This window comes from Hanamia caeni, from assembly GCF_003721595.1.
GTDB classification, from domain to species: domain Bacteria; phylum Bacteroidota; class Bacteroidia; order Chitinophagales; family Chitinophagaceae; genus Ginsengibacter; species Ginsengibacter caeni.
The window spans coordinates 544,370-570,099 of record NZ_RJJR01000002.1; the positions used below are offsets into that span (position 1 = coordinate 544,370).

At 39.8% G+C, this 25,730-nt stretch carries 17 protein-coding genes; 10 read left to right on the forward strand and 7 right to left on the reverse strand.

Annotation, left to right across the window (positions count from 1 at the left end):
• The first annotated feature begins 113 nt into the window (after window positions 1–113).
• The 4 genes from EFY79_RS05625 to EFY79_RS05640 all read left to right on the forward strand — a co-directional run bounded on the left by EFY79_RS05625 (window position 114) and on the right by EFY79_RS05640 (window position 10,154).
• Window positions 114–3,572, forward strand: a complete 3,459-nt coding sequence (locus EFY79_RS05625; protein ID WP_123119685.1) for a glycosyl hydrolase — start codon at window positions 114–116, stop codon at window positions 3,570–3,572.
• Window positions 3,573–4,020: 448 nt separating this feature from the next.
• Window positions 4,021–7,143, forward strand: a complete 3,123-nt coding sequence (locus EFY79_RS05630; protein WP_123119686.1) for a SusC/RagA family TonB-linked outer membrane protein — start codon at window positions 4,021–4,023, stop codon at window positions 7,141–7,143.
• 10 nt (window positions 7,144–7,153) lie between these two features.
• Window positions 7,154–8,923, forward strand: coding sequence for a RagB/SusD family nutrient uptake outer membrane protein (locus EFY79_RS05635; RefSeq protein ID WP_123119687.1), 1,770 nt, complete (start codon window positions 7,154–7,156; stop codon window positions 8,921–8,923).
• 82 nt (window positions 8,924–9,005) lie between these two features.
• Window positions 9,006–10,154: an FG-GAP repeat domain-containing protein gene (locus tag EFY79_RS05640; RefSeq protein WP_123119688.1), complete on the forward strand. Its 1,149-nt coding sequence runs from the start codon at window positions 9,006–9,008 to the stop codon at window positions 10,152–10,154.
• A 235-nt stretch (window positions 10,155–10,389) separates the two neighbouring features.
• On the opposite strand, the gene EFY79_RS05645 is transcribed toward EFY79_RS05640, so the two are convergent.
• Genes EFY79_RS05645 through EFY79_RS05675 form a run of 7 tightly spaced genes read right to left on the reverse strand, consistent with a single transcriptional unit; the run spans window position 10,390 to window position 17,341 of the window.
• Window positions 10,390–11,736 (reverse strand): alkaline phosphatase family protein, encoded by a 1,347-nt coding sequence (locus tag EFY79_RS05645; RefSeq protein WP_123119689.1) that lies wholly within the window; start codon window positions 11,734–11,736, stop codon window positions 10,390–10,392.
• 15 nt (window positions 11,737–11,751) lie between these two features.
• The gene (gene eboE / locus EFY79_RS05650) at window positions 11,752–12,960 is read right to left on the reverse strand and encodes a metabolite traffic protein EboE (RefSeq protein WP_123119690.1); all 1,209 of its coding nucleotides are present in this window, start codon (window positions 12,958–12,960) and stop codon (window positions 11,752–11,754) included.
• A gap of 9 nt (window positions 12,961–12,969) precedes the next feature.
• A complete protein-coding gene (locus EFY79_RS05655; protein ID WP_123119786.1) occupies window positions 12,970–14,139 on the reverse strand; it encodes a 3-dehydroquinate synthase in 1,170 nt (389 codons plus the stop codon).
• Between the two features lie 23 nt (window positions 14,140–14,162).
• The gene (eboC, locus tag EFY79_RS05660) at window positions 14,163–15,053 is read right to left on the reverse strand and encodes a UbiA-like protein EboC (protein ID WP_233577928.1); all 891 of its coding nucleotides are present in this window, start codon (window positions 15,051–15,053) and stop codon (window positions 14,163–14,165) included.
• 9 nt (window positions 15,054–15,062) lie between these two features.
• Complete coding sequence (locus EFY79_RS05665; RefSeq protein ID WP_123119692.1) at window positions 15,063–16,046, reverse strand: TatD family hydrolase; 984 nt, start codon at window positions 16,044–16,046, stop codon at window positions 15,063–15,065.
• A 20-nt stretch (window positions 16,047–16,066) separates the two neighbouring features.
• Complete coding sequence (locus EFY79_RS05670; protein WP_199727446.1) at window positions 16,067–16,972, reverse strand: EboA domain-containing protein; 906 nt, start codon at window positions 16,970–16,972, stop codon at window positions 16,067–16,069.
• The gene (locus tag EFY79_RS05675) at window positions 16,973–17,341 is read right to left on the reverse strand and encodes a transmembrane 220 family protein (protein ID WP_123119693.1); all 369 of its coding nucleotides are present in this window, start codon (window positions 17,339–17,341) and stop codon (window positions 16,973–16,975) included.
• A gap of 190 nt (window positions 17,342–17,531) precedes the next feature.
• Between EFY79_RS05675 and EFY79_RS05680 the strand changes: the two genes are divergently transcribed.
• The 6 genes from EFY79_RS05680 (at window position 17,532) to EFY79_RS05705 (ending at window position 25,678) form a co-directional block, all read left to right on the forward strand.
• Entirely contained in the window at window positions 17,532–19,913 is a 2,382-nt protein-coding gene (locus EFY79_RS05680; RefSeq protein ID WP_123119694.1) for a glycoside hydrolase family 127 protein, read from the forward strand.
• Between the two features lie 232 nt (window positions 19,914–20,145).
• The gene (rhaT, locus tag EFY79_RS05685) at window positions 20,146–21,228 is read left to right on the forward strand and encodes an L-rhamnose/proton symporter RhaT (protein WP_123119695.1); all 1,083 of its coding nucleotides are present in this window, start codon (window positions 20,146–20,148) and stop codon (window positions 21,226–21,228) included.
• Window positions 21,229–21,386: 158 nt separating this feature from the next.
• Window positions 21,387–23,507, forward strand: coding sequence for a bifunctional aldolase/short-chain dehydrogenase (locus EFY79_RS05690; RefSeq protein ID WP_123119696.1), 2,121 nt, complete (start codon window positions 21,387–21,389; stop codon window positions 23,505–23,507).
• A gap of 77 nt (window positions 23,508–23,584) precedes the next feature.
• On the forward strand, window positions 23,585–23,896 hold the full coding sequence (rhaM, locus tag EFY79_RS05695) for an L-rhamnose mutarotase (RefSeq protein ID WP_199727447.1): 312 nt from the start codon (window positions 23,585–23,587) through the stop codon (window positions 23,894–23,896).
• Between the two features lie 30 nt (window positions 23,897–23,926).
• Complete coding sequence (locus EFY79_RS05700; RefSeq protein ID WP_123119698.1) at window positions 23,927–25,201, forward strand: TIM barrel protein; 1,275 nt, start codon at window positions 23,927–23,929, stop codon at window positions 25,199–25,201.
• Between the two features lie 120 nt (window positions 25,202–25,321).
• Window positions 25,322–25,678 (forward strand): four helix bundle protein, encoded by a 357-nt coding sequence (locus EFY79_RS05705; RefSeq protein WP_123119699.1) that lies wholly within the window; start codon window positions 25,322–25,324, stop codon window positions 25,676–25,678.
• Window positions 25,679–25,730: the final 52 nt, after the last annotated feature.

The following is a 25,730-nucleotide window of genomic DNA, read 5'->3' on the forward strand; positions in this document are numbered from 1 at the left end:
TGAGCAGTCTCGGCTAAGCTACATACTGTACAGGATAGTCGAATAAATTGGCATGTGTACATTACCACTTTATTCTCCAACGACCGCCATAAATGAATTAAACCAATTGCAAAATGAAAAAGTTTACAAATCAGTTTTTATCTGCAAAATTAATTCTTTTAATATCTTACCTTTTTTTAACTTTTGCTGCTGTTGCACAGCAGGCTACCGGATTAATCACAAAAATAACCGACGAAAAAAGAAGCACGGTATATAATTCTGCTATTGAAATTGAAGGTAAAAACAAGTCTGCCGGCGATTCGTTGTACGATAATTTTAAAATGCCACCAAATACTGCAAAACCGCGTGTATGGTGGCACTGGATGAATGGGAATATAACTAAAGAAGGTATTCGAAAGGATCTTGAATGGATGCATCGGGCAGGAATTGGCGGGTTTCAGAATTTTGATGCAAGCCTGATGACTCCACAGATAGTGGAAAAGCGCTTGACATATATGACTCCTGGTTGGAAGGATGCATTTCATTTTGCAACAAAGTTGGCAGACTCGTTGCATTTGGAAATGGCAATCGCCGGATCTCCCGGCTGGAGTGAAAGTGGAGGCCCCTGGGTAAAGCCAGAGGATGGGATGAAAAAAATCGTTTGGACGGAAATGCGTTTGAAAGGTGGAACGAATAACGTACGATTATCCCAACAAAAGGGCATCACGGGCCCGTTCCAGAATATCATTATGCAGCCCGGATTTAGAGAAACCGTTGATGCTTCAAAACTTCCCTTATTCTATAAAGACATAGCTGTAGTGGCATTTAAAGTTCCAGGTGCAGATAAATCGTTAAGCGAATTAGGAGCAGAAGTAACGTCCAGTGGGGGCAATTTTACATTGCAACAATTAACGGATGGTGATTTAGCGGCAAGCGTTCTTCTGCCAAGAGATTCTGTAGAAGGTTTTGCCTGGATTCAGTTTGCATTTCCACAACCGCAAACTATTAAAGCAGTAACAATGATGGGCGGGGGAGAGCCAGGTATGTTTGGCAGAGGTGCTTCTGCACCTGATTCCAGAACACTTGAGGCAAGTGATGATGGCGCAAATTTCAAGTTTGTCTGTTACATACCACCAGGCGCTATCTTACAGCAAACAATATCTATTCCTCAAACAACGGCAAGATATTTCCGGGTTACCGTGAAAAATCCTCCACCGGTCCCGGATCTTGCGGCAGCGTTTTTAGGAGGCAAGCCAAGTGCACCAAAAATACCTGCTGGAACAGAGATTGCGGAAATTGAACTACACCCTATTAATGTGGTTAATCGTTTTGAAGAGAAGGATGCGTTTGCAGCGGTTGGCGATTTAAACTCAAAGATGACTGCGCCTACCGATGATGCCGTAGCAACAACGGATATCATTGACCTGACAGATAAAATGAAGCCTGATGGCACATTGAACTGGGTTGTGCCGGCCGGCGAGTGGAAAATAGTGCGTTTTGGTTATTCGCTATTAGGAATCACCAATCACCCGGCTTCGCCGGAAGCTACGGGCCCGGAAGTAGATAAACTGGATCCGGTGGCAGTAAAAAATTATTTCACTAATTATCTTAATCAATATGAAAATGCAACCCGTGGATTAATGGGGAAAAAAGGCGGATTGCAATTTATGGTCACCGATAGCTGGGAGGCCGGCGCGCAAAACTGGACGGCAAATCTTCCTGCCGAATTTCTCAAACGTCGCGGCTATAGCATAATTCCATGGCTTCCTGTACTCACCGGCCAGATTATAAAAAGCTCGGAAGCCAGCGAACAATTTTTGTATGACTTTCGCCATACTCTAAGTGAAATGGTAGCCGAATACCACTATGATAATTTGACAAAAATTCTTGCGGATTATGGTATGAAACGGTATTCAGAATCCCATGAAAGCGGCAGGGCATTTATTGCGGATGGCATGGATGTGAAAAGAAAAGCTTTTGTTCCTATGTCTGCCATGTGGACTAAAAATGAATTTATAAACGGAGGTGACCAGGTGGGCTACGAAGCTGATATCCGGGAATCAGCATCTGTAGCTCATATCTACGGACAAAATCTTGTAGCGGCAGAATCTTTAACTGCATTAGGTATTCCCGACAAAGCATGGTCTTATTCGCCCGAAAATTTAAAATCTACTGCTGACCTCGAGCTGGCCAACGGTTTAAATAGATTCATTATCCATTGTTCTGTTCATCAACCTACAGATGATAAAATTCCAGGACTCGGGCTCGGGCCATTTGGTCAATGGTTCACACGACATGAAACGTGGGCAGAGGAAGCAAAGCCGTGGACAACTTACCTGGCACGCAGTAGTTATTTATTACAGCAAGGGAAATTTGTTGCAGATGTCGTATATTATTATGGAGAAGACAATAATATCACTTCTTTATTTGGAAAAAAATTACCTGATGTTCCCCAAAGCTATAATTATGATTTTATCAATCCGGATGCTTTAATAAACCTTTTATCGGTAAAAGAAGGAAGACTTGTTACACCAAGTGGTATGAGCTATCGTTTGCTGGTATTGGATAGTAACGCAGTAAAAATGTCCCTTCCTGTTTTGAAAAAAATCCAAAAATTGGTGAAAGATGGTGCTGCGATCAGTGGTGTCGAACCTCAAAGCACTCTCAGCCTTTCTGATGATCAGGCTGAATTTGAGAATATCGTAAAAGGTATCTGGCATTCAAATAATCCGAAAGTATTCACAGTGAAAACAATTTCGGAAGTATTAAATCAATTAAATATCCCACCTGATTTTGCCTACACGAAACCTTCATCTGATACAAAGTTGATGTTTGTGCATCGCAAATTATCAGACCGCGATATTTACTGGATAAACAATCGAAACGAAAGAATAGAAGATGTGGAAGCGACATTTCGCATCACTGGAAAAATTCCTGAACTATGGTTTGCCGAAACCGGTAAAACAGAACCATTGTCTTACACAATCGCAGACGGGACAACAAAAGTAAAACTACACATGGAACCTAATGATGCATTATTTGTCGTGTTTAAAGATAAAGCGGTAAAAAATTCCGTGGAACTTCCTGCGGTTAAAGTAAAGGAGCTTACTTCCATTGAAGGTCCGTGGAACGTAAGTTTTCAAAAAGATCGTGGTGCTCCTGCAAGCGCCACGTTTGATAAACTCACTTCCTTTACAGATAATTCTGATCCTGGTATCAAATATTTTTCGGGAACAGCTACTTATACAAAAGCAATTACGGCACCAGCGCAATGGTTTACAAAAGATTCAGAATTGTGGTTAAATCTTGGTGATGTAAAAAATCTTGCTGAAGTAATTGTGAATGGAAAGTCGCTGGGTATTCTTTGGAAACAGCCTTTCCGCATCAATGTATCAAATGCAATTAAAGTCGGACAAAATAAAGTAGAAATAAAAGTTACTAATCTTTGGGTAAACAGGTTAATTGGTGATGCACAGCCAGGTGTATCAAATAAAATTACTTATACCACAATGCCTTTTTACCAGGCTAATTCAACCCTGCTTCCTTCCGGGCTGGTAGGGCCGGTTCAAATATTTACGATTAGCAGAAAGTAAAATAGGAATTGGCTTTATTTGTTGTTTTGCTGTAAGCCGTTCTTCAATATGCTGGTTTAGTTATGAAGATTGATCGGAAAACTTTGGTGAACGCAAAGCATGACAGGACAGGACAGTTATACAAGATAGGATTTCTAAATTTACGTTAAATAACACATTGCTTGAAACTGTTACCGTTTATTTTTCGTATTGAATCGCATCGTAATTTAAAATCATATTCAAATCTTAATTTAAAATTAATTGCCATGGTGTAAAATGCCTTTCGCAGCTTTCAATATATAATGAGAAGTGCAAAGACATAATCCATGATCGACTAAAGTGGAAATTATTTTTCGGAAGGACGGTAATATATAATCAACCGATGTCTTTTTCTAAATACACTGTTTTAATTCTTGCCCGACCATCAGTAAAAAACTAAAACTTTTAATTAACTAAAAAAACATTTACAATGCCAAAGAAAATATCCTTGCATTCTCCGAGACTAAAAAGAGTATTGCTTTTTGTCTTTTTTTGCGGATTCGGTTCATTTTGCTTTGCCCAGGGAACGGAAACAGTAACCGGTACTGTACTTTCATCGGTTGACGGTACTCCTTTAACAGGCGCGTCCATTACCATAAAGGGAAAAACCGGTGGTACCACCACTGACGCCTCAGGAAAATTCTCTATAAAAGCTGCAAAAGGAGCAGTTTTGACAATAAGCAATGTTGGATATCTTGATCAGGATGCTGTTGTCACTTCGGAAGGTGTATTAAATATCGCATTGCAGCCTTCGGTAAATTCGCTTGAACAGGTAGTGGTAGTAGGTTATGGTACGCAGAAGAAGGCAACTCTTACCGGTTCTGTTGCAGAAGTAAGTGGAAATGAAATCCGGAAATCTCCCGCTCCGAACGTTTCAAATTCTTTAGTTGGCAGGCTCCCTGGTCTGGTAGTGGTCTCCAGGACGGGAGAACCTGGAAATGATGCCTCTTTATTGAGGATCAGGGGAGTAAATACGCTGGGTGATAATTCCCCTCTTATAATAGTAGATGGCATTCAGAATCGGGGCTTAGATCGCATAGATCCTGCAAGTATTGAATCTATTACTGTTCTGAAAGATGCATCTGCGGCAATTTATGGTTCTGAAGCCGCAAATGGCGTAATATTAGTTACTACCAAACGCGGCAAATTAGGAATTCCCCAGATACAGATAAGCCTTAATCAGGGTTGGAATCAACCAACAGTTCTGCCTAAAATGGCTGATGCTGCCAGTTATGCCCAGATGATTAACGAAATTAAATTGTATCAGGGCCAGCCTCCAAAATATACGGATGAGGATATTCAGAAATACAAGGATGGCTCTGATCCGTGGGGCCATCCGAATACGGATTGGTTCAAAGCCGTGATAAAACCCTGGTCTATCCAGCAATATGCTAATATTTCTTTAAGAGGTGGAACTGACAAGGTAAAGTATTTTGTTTCCGGAGGCACTAATTTCGAGGACGGTATATTTTATCATAGCGCCAATTATTATTCTCAGGTCGATTTCAGAAGTAACATGGACGCCAGTATTTCTAAAAATATTCACCTTAGTGTTGACTTTTCAGGTGGGCAGCATAATGCTCATTACCCTGGGACCGGTATTGGTGGTGACGCTTTAAATACCTGGTGGGCTTTAAACAGGCAATACCCTTACCTGCCTGCATATTGGCCCAATGGATTGCCAGGCCCGGATGTAGAATATGGACAAAATCCGGTTCTTACAACGACAAACGCCACTGGTTACCTTTTAGATAAGACTTATTTATTGCAGAGCAACTTGAAGTTAGACATTACAATTCCCTGGATAGACGGTTTATCACTAAGTGGAACTGCCAGTTACGATAAAAGCATTTTGAATCATAAACAATTTGAGAAACCCTGGTATGTATACACATGGGATGGGACATCTTACGATGCTGACAATGTTCCCCTGCTCGTAAAAGGCCAAAGAGGTGTTAGTGATGCCAGATTATGGCAGGGTATGACAGATGGTAACAGCACAACATTAAGAGGGTTGATTAACTATCAGCATAGCATAAATACTCAACATAATATTAAGGTATTACTTGGGGTGGAACGAATTTCCGGCGCTTCGATGAATTTTAACGCTTTCCGAAGATATTTCACCTCAACAGCGATTGACCAGATGTTTGCAGGCGGAAATTTATTAAAAGATAATGGAGGATCGGCCGATCCTTATTTAAACAATGCCCGTTTAAGTTATTTTGGCCGTTTGAATTATGATTACGAGGGAAAATATCTTGCTGAATTTGTTTTTCGCGAAGATGGGTCTTATGTTTTCCCTTCAGGATCACAGTTTGGTTTCTTCCCCGGAATCTCATTAGGCTGGAGAGTATCGGAAGAGAATTTCTGGAAACAAAGTATCCATTTCATCAATGATTTAAAAATAAGAGGATCATGGGGACAGACCGGTAACGATCGAATAGCTCCTTATCAATTTGCAGACAATTTTGCCTACAATGGCAATTATACATTCAATCAAAATGTAGTAGTGAATACTACTAGCCAGGTTCGTGTGCCTAATCCAAATATTACATGGGAGGTGGCCAATCAATCGAATATTGGTTTTGACGCGCAACTTTTACAAAATAAGTTAAGTGTATCAGCCGATTACTTTTATAATGTTCGATCAAATATCCTGTGGTGGAAAAATGCTTCAATACCGGCTACTGCGGGATTAAGCCTACCTCAGCAAAACTTTGCAAAGGTAGCTAATGAGGGATTTGAATTCCAGCTAGGGTATCAGAATAAAATAGGAGAATTAACGTATTCACTTTCAATTAATGGATCCTATGCTAAAAATAAAATTTTGAATTGGGATGAAACACCCGGAATCCCTGATTATCAAAAAACAACTGGCCACCCCATGAATTCACACTTATATTACCAGGCAATTGGCATTTTCAGAGACCAGGCAGCAGTGGATAAATATCCTCATTGGGCTGGGGCACAACCGGGTGATATCATTTTTAAAGACGTTAATGGTGATGGCAAAATTGATGGATTGGATTTAGTTAGAGATTACAAAACGGATATACCCACTTTTACGGGTGGCTTGAGTTTAAATTTAGAGTATAAGAATATTGATTTGTCTCTCCTGGTGCAAGGTGCTACCGGTGCCGAAAGAGCTTATACCGAGTTTTCAGGTGAAGCAGGTAATTTCAGAATGGATAATGTAATCGGTCGCTGGACTCCAGAAAATATTGATGCAAAAAAGCCCAGGGCATGGAACCGGACTTCTCAATACTGGATGGCAGACGGATGGCCTAATAATACCTATTGGGTTCGAAACAGTGATTATATGAGATTAAAGAACCTGGAAATCGGTTATAGCCTTCCTCAGACGTTTCTTAAAAGGTTTGGATTAGAAGCATTTCGCGTATACGCCAGCGGATTAAACTTGTTAACATTGACCGGCCTGAAGGACTTTGATCCTGAATCACCAAACACTGCACCGGGTTCAATTTGGGTTAATAGCCAGGTGTATCCATTGAACAAGACATTATCTTTTGGTTTAACAGTAACATTCTAAAATCGATCTAATGAAAAATTTACTTTATAAACTTATAGCGTTTTCATTTGCAATTGTTATGGTATCGTGCAATAAAGATTTCCTTAATAAAAAATCACCTACAGAGTTTTCGGGCTCTGATGAGTGGGGAGATCCGGCATTAACCGCCACCTTCATTAATGGTATTTATAATGAAATCCCGGCAGGGCTGGCTATGAATGCCGGAAATGTGGATGAATCAAGAAGCCGGGATGCCGACGGTCTCAATTTTAATAATATGATTATCACCCAGGATGATGGAGAATATGGGAACTGGACAGGCTCGTACCGGGCTATAAGGCATTGTAATGTTGCTTTAGAGAATATTTCAAAGGCTACATTTGATCCAACTTTAATTGACGGAGTAACTCTTAAAGATAGAATGTTGGGGGAGGTTCATTTTCTTAGAGCGTACTTCTATTTTAGATTGACCAATTATTATGGGGGTGTTCCAATTATTAAAAATGTTTATGGCTTGAATGATTCTTTTAAAATTGCGCAAAGTTCTTATGCTGATTGTATAAATTTTGTTATCAGCGATTTAGATTCTGCCGCCAGCATGCTTCCTGTTGTACAAAGCGGAGATAATGATGGCCGTGCTACCAAAGGTGCTGCTCTTTCTTTAAAATCAAGAGTATTACTTTATGCAGCAAGTGATTTACATAATCCTCAAAAAAATGGTAGCGTAACCAGTGGTTTTTCTCATCCGGAATTATTAGGTTATACAGACGGTGATGCTGCCAGCCGATGGAAAGCTGCGCAAGATGCAGCAAAAGTTGTAATAGATATGGGAGTGTATAGCTTATATAAACCTAATCCTGCTTCTGCTGAAGAAGCAACGCAGAATTATAGTGATCTTTTTACCTCCACTAAAAGCGTGGAAGATATATTTGTAAAATATAGTTCTGCCTCTACAGGAGGAGGATACAACGGGTGGGGTATTGCTCCAAATGGCTGGTATGGAAATGGAGGTGTGGGTGCTCTAAACGATCTGGTGGACGCATATAATATGGCAGATGGAAGCAAATTTGAAAGAAGCAATCCTGCTGAAGCAGCGCAACCCTACAAGAATCGGGATCCCCGTTTTTATGCAACTGTACTCTTTGAAGGAAATAAATACAGGCAGCGACCTGCTGATTTAGTTGCTTATGATCCAATAGGAGTGGGGCAGTTTGGAACTTGGGAAACGTGGAGTAATGGTGCAATGGTTCCGGTATATGGGCTTGATACACGTAACAGTATTGCCAATTCATGGAATGGTAATGAATGTGGAGCTACCATGCTCAAATTTTTGAATAAATCAGTTGACATCCAAAAAGGATATCAGGATTTAACCCTAAGATGGATTCGGTATGGTGAAATTTTGTTAAATTATGCGGAAGCATCTATTGAATTGGGGCAGGAAGATGAAGGTAAGGTTTATCTAAATATGCTCAGGAAGAGAGCGTTTATGCCTGATATTTCAACAACCGGATCAGCATTAATGGCCGATTATCGAAATGAAAGAAGGATAGAAATGGTATATGAAGATCAAAGATTTTTTGATGTTCGCAGATGGATGATCGGGCCAGCCGCTTACCATGATGTGCATGGAGTTCAGATTGTATACAAATTGAACCCGGATCATACGACTGCCACTATTCCAACTGTTACGCCCATAGTAATCCGGCCGGGAAAATGGGATAATAAAGCGTATTTCTTTCCTATTACCAGAAGTGAGTTGAATAAGAATGATAAATTAATTGAGCTTCCGGGATACTAATATTCAATGATCAGCATGATGAAATATAATAAAGCCAGATCTTCGAAGATTTAGAACGTTATTCTATAATGAAAAGTAGACCATGAATAAAAAAATTCGGACTTATCTTATCCTTTATACGGTTCTTTTTACTTCTTCTCATGCATTTTCACAGGTTCAATTCAAAAAGCAAATGATTGCTGCGGAGAGCTTTGAGTCTGTAGGTGTTTTGGATGTAAATAATGATGGACATTCTGATATTGTTTCCGGTACCTTCTGGTACGAAGGGCCTGATTTTATCAAAAGACATTTTATTGGCCATCTCAATCGCAGTGGCGATGGGCAATACTGGGACGATTTTGCTACCATCCCGCTTGATGTTAATGGCGATGGGAAAATGGATTATGTAACAGGAGATTGGTTTAGCAAAAGTATCTGGTGGCGTGAAAATCCGGGTAATGATGGAGAATGGAAATTGCATATAATAGATACTACTGGCAACGTGGAGTGTATTATGGGGGTGGATATAGATAAGGATGGCATTCCTGAAATTGTGCCTAACACGCCCAATAATCCTTTAAAGTTTTATCGCCTTGAAAGAGATGGCCACAGTAATCCGACAGGAAAGTTTACCAAAGTGATGGTAGGTCCTGCTCAGGAACACGGTCTCGGCTTTGGAGATATAAATGGCGATGGATCCGGTGATTTCATCGTAAGCGATGGATGGTATGAAAGCCCAAAAGATGCTTTGAAAGGGAAATGGATTTTTCATAAAGAATTTCAATTAAAAACCGCCGGGGTCCCGATAATTGTGGCAGATGTGAATAAGGATGGCAAGAATGATTTGATAGTGGGGCAGGCCCATAATTATGGCCTGGATTGGTACGAGCAAAAAACAGATCAGGCAGGGAAAAGGTATTGGATAAAACATTCTATTGATCCTTTCAACTCCCAATACCATACCATGGAATGGGCAGATATTGATAACGACGGGCAAAATGAATTAATCACAGGGAAACGCTATCGTGCTCACAATGGGAATGACCCTGGTAGTAACGATCTAATTGGTTTGTATTACTTCAAATGGAATGGAGAGTCATTTGTAAAGAATGTAATTAGTTATGGGCCGCTTGGTATAGGGAAAGGTACTGGCCTTTTTTTCTCCATCGCAGACCTGCATCATAGCGGTAGAAAGGATATTATAGTTGCCGGTAAAGATGGGCTGTATGTTTTTTTTAATCAAGCGCCATAATAATTTTTATAAGAATATTTTAATATCTTTCAAACAATGGAGACCGCGGATTCCATTAAAGCAACAAATACCATTAATTTCTATTTTGCAATTTATTAATCTTGCCCCTTCCAATATTTACTGCCCCTTCTTTGTGTGACATTATTTTTCAGCCTGGTTTTCCGGCCGGGATAATTATTCTGTATTTTTTGTTGATCTTTAAAAAATAAAAATCGAAAACACTGAGACCCAAAAATTAATTAAGACTATCCCAAATCACATTATACACGTCCGTGGCGCTGATATTTTTATTTAAAGATTCGCCGGAAATAATAACAGGATGAAATTCAGAAGGAGTAGCGACTCTTCCGTGTGAACCCTTTATCAATGTAGCGTCTAAAGGAATCACATCCATGACATACCTCAATCCAATTTTTTTTCGGAGTAGTTTGTAGCCGGCTCGCAGTTTTGAAGTCATAAACATTTCCACCGGGTCGTAGCCGGGCTTTTTATGAATATCCACGGCTCTCGCATAATCCGGCGCAACAGCATCATCAAGCCAGAAATAGTAGGTAAACCAGCTTTCTGCGTCTGCCATTAATACCAAATCTCCGCTTCGGGCATTACCAATATGATAATTTTGCTGGGCGGTTTTATCCATAATTAATTCTATTCCCTGAACTTTTTCCAAAATACTTTTCACTTTATTAGTTACCGATGGATCATTAATATACACATGAGCCACCTGGTGATCTGCTACCACAAAAGCCTTTGAGGCGCCAGGATCAAGTAATTCTAAACCTCTTTCTACACGAATCTGCAATAGGTCATTTTTACGAAACAGACGATTTAAATGAATCGGGTTATTAACGGGAGCAATGCCATATTCAGATAGGATAATGATTTGTGCATTTCTCTTTTCAAAATAACTTACTAATTGTGCAATTACAGCATCTATTGCTTTTAATTCTTCGCCTATTTTTGAAATATCCGGCCCAAACTTTTGCAGGCAATAATCAAGATGTGGAAGATAGATGAGTGAAAGAGTTGGGTCGTGCCATTGGTCAGTAAGAATGGAAGCATCCGCTATCCATTGTGTGGATTTGATATTGGCCCCTGGGCCCCAAAACTGGAATAACGGGAATTGCCCTAATTCTTTTTGAAGCTTATCGCGCAACTCTGCCGGATGCGAATAGCAGTCAGGAATTTTTCTGCCATCGGCAAGATAATTCGGCCTCGGAGTAACGGCAAAATCCGCCGAAGAATACATATTATACCACCAAAACATTTTAGCACACGTAAAGGCTGTATCGACTTTCTTCGCCCTTTCCCAAATCTTTTCTGCGTGAACCAGTTTGTTGGATTGCTTCCAAAATTTGATTTCGCAATCTTCCCTATCGTACCAGCCATTGCCCACAATTCCATGTTCGGAAGGCCATTTACCGGTAACATAGGTTGACTGCACGGCCGTTGTTACTGCCGGAAGCATCGGATCAATAGAGCTCAAATTATTTTTGGAAATATAATCTTTTAAGAAAGGCGTATGTTCTCCTATTATTGAAAGAGAAAGCCCTACCACATCTATAACAACTGTTTTTTTCATTGTCTAAAAATTACACTATTTTTTATCGAGTATTCCCTTGACCCACTGCAATTCCCTCGTAATGGAATCCTGCAAAGGCAATTTTAAATCTGGCGGAAGCACGTCCCAGGTATAGGTTTCCACTTCAAGATGATTGGTAAAAGGATTCTCTTTTTGAATGGAAAGTACTTCAGCAATTTCATCTTGTGTGGACGATAGCAGATTAAAAGATTTAGTGAATATCGGCACATGAAAATGTGCGCGCCATTCTTCAAAAGCAGGATTGTCTATTTCAGCCAATGCTGCAGGCAGATCAGGATAACGAAGCAATTTCCCATCAATGGTTTTTGCCACTACCTGGTGCAGGTAAACAGGCTCATTAAAATTTTCAAAACTTTGCTTTATGCCTTCTCTTTCATTCAAATCCATTTTTGATTTTAATGCAGCGCTTATTTGGATTTTGCCAATTTTTATTCCCCGATTCTGCAAGTCGTTGATGATGTTTTTATGAGGTTCATATCCAATTGCAAAATGGCATACGTCGTAACATAAACGCACATGTTCCTTTATTAAATTTTCTGCCTGCTGTGCTGAAATGTTTAATTTATCTTTTATAACGGGAATGCCTACACGTAATAAATCTTTTTCGAACCATTCGATAAATTCTTCGCCGCTTTCCAATACGCCATCCGGCTCTGGCTCTATATCAAGATGTAGTAATTTTCCTGTTGATTGATGAAGCCGGATAAGAGCTTCAACTACCTTGATTACGTTGCTGGTACCGGTTTCCCTGCAATCAGCCAATTGCTCTTTTGTCTTAAACCAAAGTTTATAGCTTAACGGAGAAGTAGATACACCGCCATCCATTCCTTCAGGCAATAAAACTGATAAAATTTCAAATAAACGAATTGTGTAATCTACTCTTTCACCGGTAGTCCAATCGGGCATATGCACCTGGTCCTTCACAACGGTATTATGAAATCCTCCGTAAGGAAAGCCGTTCATGGTAAATACATAAGCATCCTGCTCTTTAAGCCATTCTTTAAATTCCGATAGATTTTCTTCTTTGATTAATTCAATGGCTGCTTCATTGGATAAGCGCAATCCTATTCCCATCGGGCTGCGAGGTGCGATACTTTCTTTTATAAAAGGAAAATTATTTTTGATGGAAGCAAAGTGATCGCGCCAGTTTTCTCCCGGGTGAATGTTGGTACAATAAGTTAGATGACCTGCTACAGTAAACATACTTTTACTTTAATTTTTTATTTTAGCGGTTTGCTGATATTCCTGCAATTTTTGTGAAGCTTGTTTGAGCAATGAAAAATTCAAATCATGAACTTCAACACCGCTCCCGATGTCAGCCAATAGCATCACGGTTAGCTGGCCCCCCAGGTGCTCACGAAATTCCTCTAAACCTTTTAAAATTTCACTGGTTTCGTTTTGAATATCCAATAATGGATGGGTAATTTCGAAACCTGCTTTCAGCAGCAGGTGAAGAATCCTTTCTGCTTTTTCCATAGATAACCGCCCTGATAAAGCGGAATAAAGTGTGTCCAGTGCAATTCCCATCGCTACTGCTTCGCCATGACGGATTTGAAAATCTGATAATTGCTCCAACTTATGCGCGCTCCAATGACCAAAATCCAAAGGACGGGAGGAGCCAAGTTCAAATGGATCGCCCGAAGCGATATGCTGCAGGTGCAAAGCCGCACAATCGCGAATTAAATCGTTCATTGCCTTTTGATCCCTGGCTACTAATTTTTCGATGTTTTCTTCAATCCGGGAGTAGAAAGCCGCATCCTTAATGAGCGCAACTTTTATTGCTTCGGATATGCCTGCTCGCCAATCTCTTTCACTAAGTGTTGCTAAGAAGCTATCATCATTAAACACAGCGACAGGCGGAGCGAAAGTGCCTATAAAATTTTTCTTGTTTTTATAATTGATACCGTTTTTTACGCCAACTCCTGAATCGTTCTGCGACAAAACTGTAGTGGGGATGCGTATATGCTTAATGCCCCTATGCGCGACAGCAGAAGCAAATCCCGCAAGATCCAAAACCGAGCCGCCGCCAATTGCGGCCACATAAGAATGCCGGTCAATGCCATTTACGTCGATCGCTTCGATGATGGAATCAAAATATTGCGAGTGATTTTTTGCCTGCTCGCCGCCGGGTATTATCACCATATCTTCAACCAATGACACGGTAAGATTTTTTTTGAAATAAGATTGAATTTGATTCACCAATTGTGGATGTGTGTTGATAACGCCATCATCTATAACAAAAAGTATTTTTTGATGGGTTGATGGCGAGCTTCTTTCTTTCAAAAAAAATTCAAAATCACTGTTCGAAGTATTAAAAATACCGGAAGTAAAATAAACCCTGTAATCAAACTGCACATTGAAAGATTGCCCGAGATAATTCATAAAATATTTAAAGCTTAAAAAGTTTACGTAACTGCAAAAATTTTTGCAAGCCATAAAGAAACCGGCAACAAAAGTATGATTAAGAAAGCAAGAACGGTAGCTCCAAATGCCGCAGCCATGGATGCATCCATTACAATCAATGCAATCACTCCGGCTCTGACCGCCTTCCCAATATTTTGTGGAGAAGGTAACCTGATAGCTTTTATCAAAGTGTAAAAAATCATCCACACAAATGGAATTAAAAAAATAGCCGCCCACCAAATCATGTCTCTCCCTGTTGATAAAAACAGGATGGCGGCAATTACGATACAATAAAATAACGCGGCAGAATATAATGCACTTTTACTGCCGCCATGCACTTCGCCTCTGCTTATCATCGTAATCGCAGCAATGTAAATAATTGGTATTATTGCAACAAACCACCAAGCCGAAATAGCAGTTATAACAATGCTAATGCCTAATAAAAGATTTAAGCCGCGGCATAATCCCATATTGAATGGGCCGGCAAATCCATTATGCTTTGACCATTTATCATAAACGAGGGCAGCGATAATAATTGATACCGCAATTAAGCCCGATAGCACACTCACCATTGCCGCAGCTATTATACCGGTTGCAAACAAAATGATGCCCAACAATGACCCTTCTCCTTTCGATATAATCCCTGACGGGATAGGCCTTTCAGGCCTTTCTATCTTATCAAGTTCTGCATCAAACACATCATTAAAAACAACTCCGCCTCCATACAGCCCGATAGTGGAAAGGCTTAAAAGTAAGATGGAGGAAATGTAAGTAGGAGATAAATTTTCGTTTACTAAATATCCCGATATAGCGACGCCGGCCAGCACGTCAGCGACGGAAGTAACTATATTGGCGGGCCTCATTAGTTGAAGAAAACCTTTACTTCTTTTCAATACAGGAAATTAACTAATGATGAGCGATGATTTATTAATACGGGGCGCCTGGCCGCCGCGAAGTACACTATTGCCCTCAAATTTTTTCGATTGATCCATATTCTGAACCTCTTCGAAATCGGATTCGACAATTTGTCCGCTCTGTCCGAAAGCCGTAATGGCATTACGAAAGCAAACCAAATCGATATCCTTAACATCAATACCGTGAATCTTCATTAAAGCGGCTGTTTTAGGGACAGCCAAAGGATCACTGATTCCCCAATCTGCGGCAGAGTTGACGATAATGCGCTCAGTGCCATATTGCTTCACAATTTCAACCATGCGTTCATTACCCATTTTTGTAAAAGGATAAATAGTGAATGCAGCCCAAAAGCCTCTGTCGAGCACTTCTTTTACGGTTTCTTCATTATTGTGGTCTACAATAACAGAGTAAGGATTTAATCCATGCTCGATTGCAATATCCATACTACGCTGTGTTCCTTTTTTCTTATCGCGGTGCGGCGTATGGATTTGTACAGGCAAACCCGCTTCTTTAGCAAGTTCGAGCTGCAGTCTGTAATATTTTTCTTCAGCAGGTGTTTGATCATCAAAACCTATTTCACCAACGCCCAACACGCCTTCTTTATAGATAAAAAGCGGAAGAATTTCCATTACCTGCTCCGCCAGTTTTTGATTATTCGCCTCACGTGAGTTTAGTCCAATGGTGCAATAATGTTTAATGCCAAACTGCGATGCACGAAATCTTTCCCATCCTATAAGGCTGCTGTAATAATCGCGGAAAGTATCGACTCCGGTTCGGGGTTGGCCAAGCCAGAACGCCGGTTCAATAACGGCGACAATTCCGGCATCGGCCATCGCCTGGTAATCGTCGGTGGTTCTTGACACCATGTGAATATGAGGATCAAAAAAACGCATTCCTTTTATGGCATCCAAATCAAGCGGTATACTTTTCTGTGTTTCCGCGGTTTCCCTTTCATCAGTACTACACGACATAATTTACTTATTTAATTATTTTAAAATATCTGTTTATCTGCTATAGCCTGCCAGCTCAGCGTTTTTTCAGCGATAGCTTTTTTATATTGCGGATGCTGATCTAATAATAAATTCAACTTTGCATTGGTACCCTCAGCGCATGCAAGTGCAGCAGCTTCGCGATCCGTTTCACCCCCCTCGTTAAATAATTTTTCGATCATGTAAAAATGAGGTTCATCAAAATACGCGGCTGTTAAGCGCCATATCTGCGGGTTTACAGTACGATTTGCTGACCAGCGTTCTTCTACATAATCAAAAAGAGTGTTTGCTAAATTTGCATTCGCTCTTGCATCCAGTCCTACAATATTGTTTACATTTTTATTGGTGAAAAAAGCTTTCATCACCAATTGATTCCATGCCAGCTCATCCAGGTAGGCGGAGGGATATGGATTATGATACATTATTGCTTCGAGCACCGTCCCGATATTACTTCTGATACCTTCCGCGCATCTTAATTCCCACGCGTCAGGATAAGAAAGAAGTGGCAAAGACGAATAAAGCGCTACCTGCTCATTCATTTCTGCCTGTGAAAACAAGCTTTCAATTTGGCTAATATATTTTTCTTTATCATCAATTTCCAGCTGTATTAATAGCCAAACCCTCGATAGCCTGTCAATTGTCCAATGATCAATTCTGAAGCCTGGCAAAATCACATTAATTTGTTCAGCTTCTGTTTCTTCAATCTCGATTTCTTTTTTCCTTGTTTTACGCGGGATGGAAGTAAATATAATGGTAAGCTGGTCTTTATTGTCTTTACCGTTTAAGTCGGCTGCTTTATTAAGAAGCCATGCATAAGTTTCGCCATTTACATTTCTTTCGATAATCCTGGTCAGTAATCCGTCAATCTTCGTATTCATCTCTCCTTTCATAATTCCTGTGTGTTTCATTTACATAGAAGCAAAATAATTTATTGCCAAAGCACCACTGATAATGAGCAATCCAAAAAACTCTCTTGCCTGTTCGATATAAGGTTTGGTTGCCTGCATACTTTCTACCAAACTTGGAGTATGATATTTTGTAATCCAATCCTTCACTCCGTCTTTTATAAAAAAAAGCCGGATAGCATAAATTAAATAGAAGGCGATAGCTACAAGATATACTATTGGAAAAAATTTTCCAAATACGACAAGGCCACAACAAATGGAAGCTACCATATAAATGCTTACCCATAACCACGAATCCTTATCATTGAGATTTACATAAGCAAAAGCAGCGAAAGCAAGGCAAAAAAATGCATTTAATACAATTAGTAACATCAGGTAAATATTGTGTCAACAAAAGTAAAATTTTTATTTTTAATAATGATGGATGTATGATAACTGGTTGTTTAATTGGTATCTGTAAGAACGCATAAAAAAAGGAACCGCTTTAGTTAGTGCTTCGCTCGGGCAGCTAAAAATGATTAAGTAACTTTAAAAAATTGGCAATAAAAAATATATTCAAAGAATGAAAAAGGCAATTCTACTCCTGATAATTATTGGGAATTTATGTTATGGAAATATTTGGGCGCAGGAGAAGCTATATCCTAATGAATTTGACCTCGGCGATGTGAAATTATTAGACGGGCCGTTTAAGCATGCACGCGATTTAAATATTCAAACTCTTTTGCAATATAAAGTTGGCCGTTTATTAGCACCGTATTTAAAAGAAGCCGGATTAAAACCAAAAGACTCAAGCTATACAAACTGGGCAGGATTAGACGGGCATATTGGCGGGCATTATTTAACGGCGATGGCAATTAATACCGCCACAGGAAACGCTGAATGTAAAAAGAGAATGCTCTACATGATTGCTGAATTGCAAAAATGCCAGGATGCGAACGCAAAAAATAATAAAAGCTGGGGCATTGGTTATGTGGGTGGTGTTCCGAACAGCGCTGCCGTTTGGAAATCGGTGCAGGACGGCGATTTCAAAGCTTTTCATGCTGGTTGGGTTCCATGGTATAATGTTCATAAAATGTACGCAGGTTTAAGAGATGCATGGATATATGCCGGCAGTAAACAAGCCAAAAACATGTTTTTACATTTTTGCGATTGGGCTATAAACATCACTTCAAACCTTACTGATGCGCAAATGCAATCAATGCTCGACACGGAACAAGGTGGCATGAATGAAGTATTGGCTGATGCTTACGCCATCTCAGGCGATAAAAAATATTTAGTTGCTGCAGAAAGATTTTCGCATCACATGCTATTAAATCCAATGTCTGAAGGCATTGATAATTTGGATAACAAACATGCCAACACGCAAGTGCCGAAAGCGATTGGTTTTGCAAGAATTGGTGAATTGAGCGGCGATAAAAAATATGAAGATGCAGGAAGCTTTTTCTGGCAAACAGTAACTACAAACAGAACATTAGCTTTTGGCGGAAACAGCCGTCGTGAGTTTTTTCCAAGCGCTGCATCATGTATCGATTTTATCAATGATGTGGAAGGCCCTGAAAGTTGCAACTCCAACAATATGCTGAAGCTTACGGAAGATTTATTCAGAAAAAATCCTTCCGCAAAATATGCGGATTATTATGAGCGCACGATTTACAATCATATTCTTTCAACGCAAAATCCTGAAACCGGCGGCTACGTTTATTTTACACCGGTCCGCCCGAGAAGTTATCGCGTATACTCTGCGCCTAACGAAGCGATGTGGTGCTGTGTGGGAACTGGCATGGAAAATCATAGCAAATACAATGAATTTATTTACACGCATTCCGGCGATTCGTTGTTTGTAAACCTGTTTATCGCGTCTGAATTAAACTGGAAAGAAAAAGGAATTCAACTCACGCAGCAAACCAAATTCCCTTTCGAAGAAAAAACGAAGTTGATTATTACCGAAGGGAATTCAATGTTGAATTTGATGATTCGTTATCCGTGGTGGGTGAAAGATGGCGCACTAAAAATTAAAGTGAATGGTAAAGAGGTTTCCATTCAAAATCATCCTTCCTCTTATGTGGCCATCAACCGCCAATGGAAGAAAGGCGACGTAATAGAAATGACTTTGCCGATGCATAACACGATTTCGCATTTACCAAATGTTCCGCAATACATCGCCATTATGTATGGCCCAATTTTGCTCGGTGCAAAAACAGGTACGGAGGATTTGAAAGGATTGATTGCCGATGACAGTCGCTGGGGTCATATTCCAAGTGGTAAAAAATTGCCGGTCGATAAAGCGCCGATTTTTGTTGCTGATGATGTTTCATCAATAACTCATGATTTAGTTCCAATAAAAAATGAACCGCTTCATTTTACGGTTAAAAATGTAAAAGTGGTTAACCCGATTAAAATAGAATTGCAGCCTTTCTATCAAATTTATGATGCGCGCTATATGATGTACTGGATGGCATTGAGTAACGCAGGTTATCAAAAATATATTGATTCGATTGCCGCATCTGAAAAAGAAAAACTGGAGTTGGAAAAACGAACTGTTGATTTTGTAAATCCCGGCGAGCAACAACCTGAAGTGGACCATGCGATGCAAAATGAAAAATCAAGAACGGGCAATAACCAGGACCAAATGTTTCGTGAAGCCTTTGATGGCGGTTATTTCAGCTATAACATGGCAACGAATAATCAAACGAATTTAAGCCTGATAGTCCGTTATTGGGGCGCAGAATGGGGCCGCCACAAATTTGAAATTTATATCGATGACAAAAAATTAGCAACTGAAGATAATACCGGCAAATGGAATCTGTCGCAATTCAAAGAAGTAACATATCCGATACCTGATGACATGGTAGCCGCCAAATCACGAATCACCATTAAATTTGTAGCCGAAGATAAAAGCTCAGCCGGGCCAGTGTACTACATTCGGCTGGTGAGAAGAAATTAAAAAGAATATTTCTTAGATGGAAGTTATGGAGCCATGATCGCGATGTTTGGCATATCAATAGCAGTTAAGAACTGATATTTTTTTAATGGGATTTCTTATCTGATTTTTGGGGTTTATTTATTATCGCGATCGTTCTCTTTTTTCATTGAACCATGACAGTACATGATGATTTTTGAATTCGATTCATTTATTTTTATTCCTAAATACAATTTCAGAGCGAATAAATTGACGTATGCAGATAATCCTTGGAATTATTTATCACTTTATAGGTGGGGCCGCCTCGGGAAGTTTTTATGTTCCTTACAATAAAGTAAAAGGCTGGCACTGGGAAAGTTTTTGGATTATCGGCGGTCTTTTTTCCTGGCTGATAGTGCCGCCCATCGCAGCTTGGCTAACAATTCCACACTTCGGAACTATTATTTCAAATACGCCTGCTTCCACCTTTGGCTGGACCTATTTCTGGGGTGTGCTCTGGGGAATCGGCGGACTTATGTATGGCCTTGGTATGCGCTATTTGGGCATGTCGCTTGGCAATTCAGTTTTACTTGGATTTACATCGGCTTTTGGCGCATTGGCCCCGTCAATTTATTATAATTTTCATCCATCTGAGGGAAAAGTTACATTTACCGATTTAATTTCCAATCATTGGGGGCAGATAGTGTTGCTTGGTGTGATTCTTTGCCTGCTGGGCATTTTTATTTGCGGCAGGGCCGGCGTATTAAAAGAACGTGAATTGCCTGAAGAGAAAAAGAAAGAAAGCGTAAAAGAATTTAACCTTGTAAAGGGATTGATAGTTTGCATCATCTCCGGTATTCTCAGCGCATGTTTTAATTATGGGATTGAAGCAGGCTCAAAAATGGCGGAAGTGGCCAACGATGCCTGGAAGGCAGCTAATCCGGGAGAATCCGGCAATTTTTTATACCGTAATAATGTAATTTATATCGTGTTGCTTTGGGGAGGCCTCACCACCAACTTTATCTGGTGTATGTATTTAAATATCCGCAACAAAAGTTTCGGGGATTATGTAGATAAAAAAACGCCACTATTCCGAAATTATTTATTTTGTGCCGTAGCAGGAACACTCTGGTTTCTACAGTTTTTCTTTTATGGAATGGGCGAAAGCAAACTGGGAAATGGTGCAAGCTCATGGATACTGCACATGTCATTTATTATTTTAGTAGCCAATCTTTGGGGCTTTGCATTGAAAGAATGGAAAGGCGTAAGTTCAAAAACAAGAACAACCATTATCATAGGAATCATTACCATTATTGTGTCTGTATTGTTGGTCGGCTATGGAAATGCTTTGCATCAATAAATTGTGAGTAGGGAATTGTAAATAGAAAAGCGGTTTCAATTCCAACAAAAGAGCAAAATTCATCACTGGCAGAGAAACCGGCAACAATCCGTAAACGTTTAAAGCCGTGGAATGATAACAGATTTGAAAAAATTATCTTAATAAGAAACAAATAAAATATGAGCACAACCACGAAAAAGTTTAAGCATGTGAGTTATTTATGGGATGATGCTAAAGCAGCAGAACTGCAAGGCGATGAAGTAGCGCTATTGGTATATCGTTCCAATTTGCTTGGAGCTGATTTGAGATTAACGAATTATGGGGGAGGAAACACATCCTGCAAAACAATGGCCATCGATCCGACAACAGGAAAAGAAACAGAAGTGATGTGGGTAAAAGGGAGTGGCGGAGACCTTGGAACCATGAAGAGAAGTGGGTTAGCGGCTTTATACGTAGATTGTTTAAGAGGATTGAAAAATGTATATCGGGGTATTGAGCATGAAGATGAAATGGTAGAATTATTCAATCATTGCATTTATGATTTGAAATCAAAAGCGCCATCTATTGATACGCCGCTGCATGGATTTTTACCCTTTAAACATATTGACCACCTGCATCCGGATGCAGCCATAGCAATTGCTGCCGCAAAAGATGGCAAAAAAATAACGCAGGAATTATTCAATGGAAATATTGGCTGGGTAGAATGGCAACGTCCTGGCTTTGACCTTGGATTACAACTACGGCAATGCTTAGACGAAAATCCGGGCATTCGCGGCATCATGCTTGGCTCGCATGGATTATTTACCTGGGGCGATACGGCGTATGAAAGTTATCTGAACACTTTGGAAGTAATTGAAACATGCGCCCAATATCTGGAAGACAATTACGGAAAAAAAGGCAAAATATTCGGGGGCGAAAAAATTAAGTCATTACCAAAAAAGGAAAGATTAAAAAAAGCGGCTTTACTGGCGCCGGTGTTAAGAGGATTTTGTTCTTCTGAAACAAAAATGGTCGGGCATTTTACGGATGATGAAAGAGTGTTAGAATATATTAATTCTAATGACCTGGAAAAGCTGGCGCCCATGGGAACCAGTTGCCCTGATCATTTTTTGCGAACAAAAATTTCCCCGCTGGTTTTAAATCTTTCAGCAAACGAGCAAATAAATGACATTCCTTTTTTAAAGAAAAAACTGGAGCCGCAATTCGAGGAATACCGGAAAATGTATACTGATTATTACAACAATTGCAAGCACGAAAACAGCCCGGCAATCAGGGATGCTAATCCTGTTGTTATTTTATATCCCGGCGTGGGTATGTTCACTTTTGCAAAAAACAAACAAACAGCCCGTGTAGCTGCGGAATTTTATACCAATGCCATCAACGTGATGAAAGGCGCTGAAGCCATTTCTGATTACACTTCATTGCCCCGCCAGGAAGCATTTGATATTGAATATTGGTTGTTGGAAGAAGCGAAACTTCAAAGAATGCCCAAACCGAAATCCTTGAGCGGCCGCGTTGCGCTCATTACCGGAAGTGGCGGAGGAATTGGAAAAGCCATTGCTAAAAAGTTTGCCGAAGAAGGAGCGTGTGTCATTATTAATGACATCAATGAAGAAAGAATATCAGAAACCGTTTCTGAATTCGAAAAAATTTTTACTAAAGATAATGTAGCATCAGTGAAGCTTGATGTAACTGATGAGCAAACAATAGAAGATGCGGTAAAGGTTGCTGCGCTTGACTTTGGCGGAATAGATATTGTCGTAAATAACGCAGGCATCAGCATTTCGAAACCAATCAGGGAACATACTTTAGACGATTGGAATAAATTATATGATATTTTAGTAAAAGGGCAATTCCTGGTATCACAGTCATGCATACACGTAATGAGAAGCCAGGGTTTTGGAGGAGATATTATCAATATCGTATCTAAAAATTCTATTGTCGCAGGTCCTAATAATGTAGCGTATGGTTCAGCGAAAGCGGCGCAGGCACATCTTTCAAGACTAATGGCCGCAGAATTAGGTGCAGATAAAATCCGCGTAAATGTTGTAAACCCTGATGCGGTAATTTCTGATTCTAACATTTGGGCAGGAGGCTGGGCCGAAGGCCGGGCGAAAGCTTATGGAATAAGAGTGGAAGAATTGCCGGCGTTTTATGCCAAAAGAACTTTGTTGAACGAAACCATTCTGCCGGAAGATATTGCCAATGCATGTTTTGCATTTGTAGGAGGCTTGCTTAATAAATCAACCGGAAATATTCTGAATGTGGATGGCGGTATTGCCGCTGCATTTGTACGATAGTTTTTTCTCATAATCAATAATCAAATCGCTGATGGTTTTTTTAACCGGTCGGCCATTTGATTTTTTAAAAAGAGCTTATGCGTATAGCTTCAAAAATGAAATTGCTGAAAGGCTTTGATGCCGAATATAAAAAGCGTCACGACGAATTATGGCCTGAATTAAAAAAACTTTTAAAAGAAACAGGCATTTCAGATTACTCCATTTTTTTAGATGAAGAAACAAATGCTTTGTTTGCTTATTTTACCATAGAAGATGATAAAAAATTAGAGGATTTACCGAATGAACCTGTTATGAAAAAATGGTGGGCATACATGAAAGATTTAATGGAAACCAACGAAGATAATTCCCCGCTTTCTATGCCCCTCAAAGAAGTATTTTATTTACCTTAAATTCAATCATAAAAATATAAAAATATTAAAATGATATTAGGAAAGGAACAAATAGAAGACAGCAACCAGGAGAATTTATCAAGGCATAAAAAGAATCACGAATTTATTTCAGACCAGATAAATAACGCTGAAGAAGTAATTAAAAAATTAATTGATTTCCAGGTAGCTATTCCCAGTTGGGCGTTAGGCACCGGCGGCACGCGCTTTGGCCGCTTTCCCGGTGGTGGTGAGCCTCGCAGCCTCGAAGAAAAAATTGAGGACATTGGTTTGCTCCATGCCCTGAATGGCTCAAGCGGCGCTATTTCATTACACATTCCCTGGGATATTCCTGAAGATTCGGATGTGATAAAAAATCTGGCAGCGCAACATGGATTACGTTTTGATGCAATGAATTCCAATACCTTCCAGGATCAGCCGGACCAGAAACTGAGTTACAAATTTGGATCTATGCAGCATGTAGATAAAGCCGTGCGCAAGCAAGCGGTTGATCATAATATTGAAGTAATAAAATACGGAAAAGAGTTAGGCTCTAAATCATTGACCGTTTGGCTTAGCGATGGTTCCACTTTTCCCGGCCAATTGAATTTTAGAAAAGCTTTTCTAAATACATTGGAAAGCCTTCGCGAGGTTTATGCGGCATTACCTCCCGACTGGAAAATGTTTGTTGAGTACAAAGCTTATGAACCCAATTTTTATTCCACCACGGTGGGCGATTGGGGCCAGTCTTTATTATACACGTCAAAGCTTGGGCCGCAGGCTTATACGTTGGTTGATTTAGGCCATCATTTACCAAATGCAAATATTGAGCAAATTGTTGCTTTACTGTTGATGGAAGGAAAGTTGGCCGGCTTTCATTTCAATGATTCAAAATATGGCGATGATGATCTTACGGTTGGAAGCATCAAACCCTATCAATTATTTTTGATATTTAATGAGCTTGTTGAAGGAATGGATGCCAGGAATATGAATCACGCCAATGACTTGGCCTGGATGATTGATGCATCGCATAATGTGAAAGATCCGCTGGAAGATTTATTGCAATCCGTAGAAGCCATCATGATTGCTTACGCACAATCTTTAATTCTTGAAAGAAAAAAATTAGTGGAAGCACAAAATAATAATGATGTGGTTACTGCACAGGAAATATTGCAGAAGGCTTTTCGCACGGATGTTCGTGCAATAGTTGCGGAAGCAAGATTGCGTGCCGGCGGCGCACTAAATCCACTGTCTGTTTTTCGAAATGAAAAAGTCAGAGAGAATTTAATTAAAGAAAGAGGAAGTAAAACGACCGCAACTGGATTGTGAGTGGTGAATTGTGAGTAGTGAGTGTATGTATGAAGTAGACAATTCACACTGAACTTATCACAACTGACAAATAAATCTTATCTTTTCTTCCAAACTATTACTGTCATTAATTCTACTGCCATGTTTCTACAACTTGCTCACACAAAACTAAACGTTTATCAATTTTCGCAGGAATTAGCGCTTGAGTGTTATCGTGTTACTAAAAAATTTCCAGCAGATGAAAGATTTGCCATGACTCAGCAAATAAGGCGAGCGGCTATTTCTGTTCATTTAAATATTGCAGAAGGAAGCTCAAGAAAAACACTGGCAGAAAGAAATAGGTATTTTGAAATATCCAGAGGTTCTGTTATTGAAATAGATAGTGCAATCGGAGTCGCATTTAAACTTGAATACGTAAGTTTAGAAGAAATTAGGAATTTAGGAGAATCAATTATTAAAACTTTTAAATTATTAAGTGGAATGATAAAGAGAGATTAGTTGTGAGTAGTGAGTAATAAGTGACAACTCACCGCTCACAACTCGCAACTGA

Bases quoted from the DNA above. Each gene is read 5' to 3' on its own strand.
- EFY79_RS05625 (WP_123119685.1), top strand. From the start codon at position 114: ATGAAAAAGTTTACAAATCAGTTTTTATCTGCAAAATTAATTCTTTTA.
- EFY79_RS05630 (WP_123119686.1), top strand. From the start codon at position 4,021: ATGCCAAAGAAAATATCCTTGCATTCTCCGAGACTAAAAAGAGTATTG.
- EFY79_RS05635 (WP_123119687.1), top strand. From the start codon at position 7,154: ATGAAAAATTTACTTTATAAACTTATAGCGTTTTCATTTGCAATTGTT.
- EFY79_RS05640 (WP_123119688.1), top strand. From the start codon at position 9,006: ATGAATAAAAAAATTCGGACTTATCTTATCCTTTATACGGTTCTTTTT.
- EFY79_RS05645 (WP_123119689.1), bottom strand. From the start codon at position 11,736: ATGAAAAAAACAGTTGTTATAGATGTGGTAGGGCTTTCTCTTTCAATA.
- eboE (WP_123119690.1), bottom strand. From the start codon at position 12,960: ATGTTTACTGTAGCAGGTCATCTAACTTATTGTACCAACATTCACCCG.
- EFY79_RS05655 (WP_123119786.1), bottom strand. From the start codon at position 14,139: ATGAATTATCTCGGGCAATCTTTCAATGTGCAGTTTGATTACAGGGTT.
- EFY79_RS05665 (WP_123119692.1), bottom strand. From the start codon at position 16,046: ATGTCGTGTAGTACTGATGAAAGGGAAACCGCGGAAACACAGAAAAGT.
- EFY79_RS05670 (WP_199727446.1), bottom strand. From the start codon at position 16,972: ATGAAACACACAGGAATTATGAAAGGAGAGATGAATACGAAGATTGAC.
- EFY79_RS05675 (WP_123119693.1), bottom strand. From the start codon at position 17,341: ATGTTACTAATTGTATTAAATGCATTTTTTTGCCTTGCTTTCGCTGCT.
- EFY79_RS05680 (WP_123119694.1), top strand. From the start codon at position 17,532: ATGAAAAAGGCAATTCTACTCCTGATAATTATTGGGAATTTATGTTAT.
- rhaT (WP_123119695.1), top strand. From the start codon at position 20,146: ATGCAGATAATCCTTGGAATTATTTATCACTTTATAGGTGGGGCCGCC.
- EFY79_RS05690 (WP_123119696.1), top strand. From the start codon at position 21,387: ATGAGCACAACCACGAAAAAGTTTAAGCATGTGAGTTATTTATGGGAT.
- rhaM (WP_199727447.1), top strand. From the start codon at position 23,585: ATGCGTATAGCTTCAAAAATGAAATTGCTGAAAGGCTTTGATGCCGAA.
- EFY79_RS05700 (WP_123119698.1), top strand. From the start codon at position 23,927: ATGATATTAGGAAAGGAACAAATAGAAGACAGCAACCAGGAGAATTTA.
- EFY79_RS05705 (WP_123119699.1), top strand. From the start codon at position 25,322: ATGTTTCTACAACTTGCTCACACAAAACTAAACGTTTATCAATTTTCG.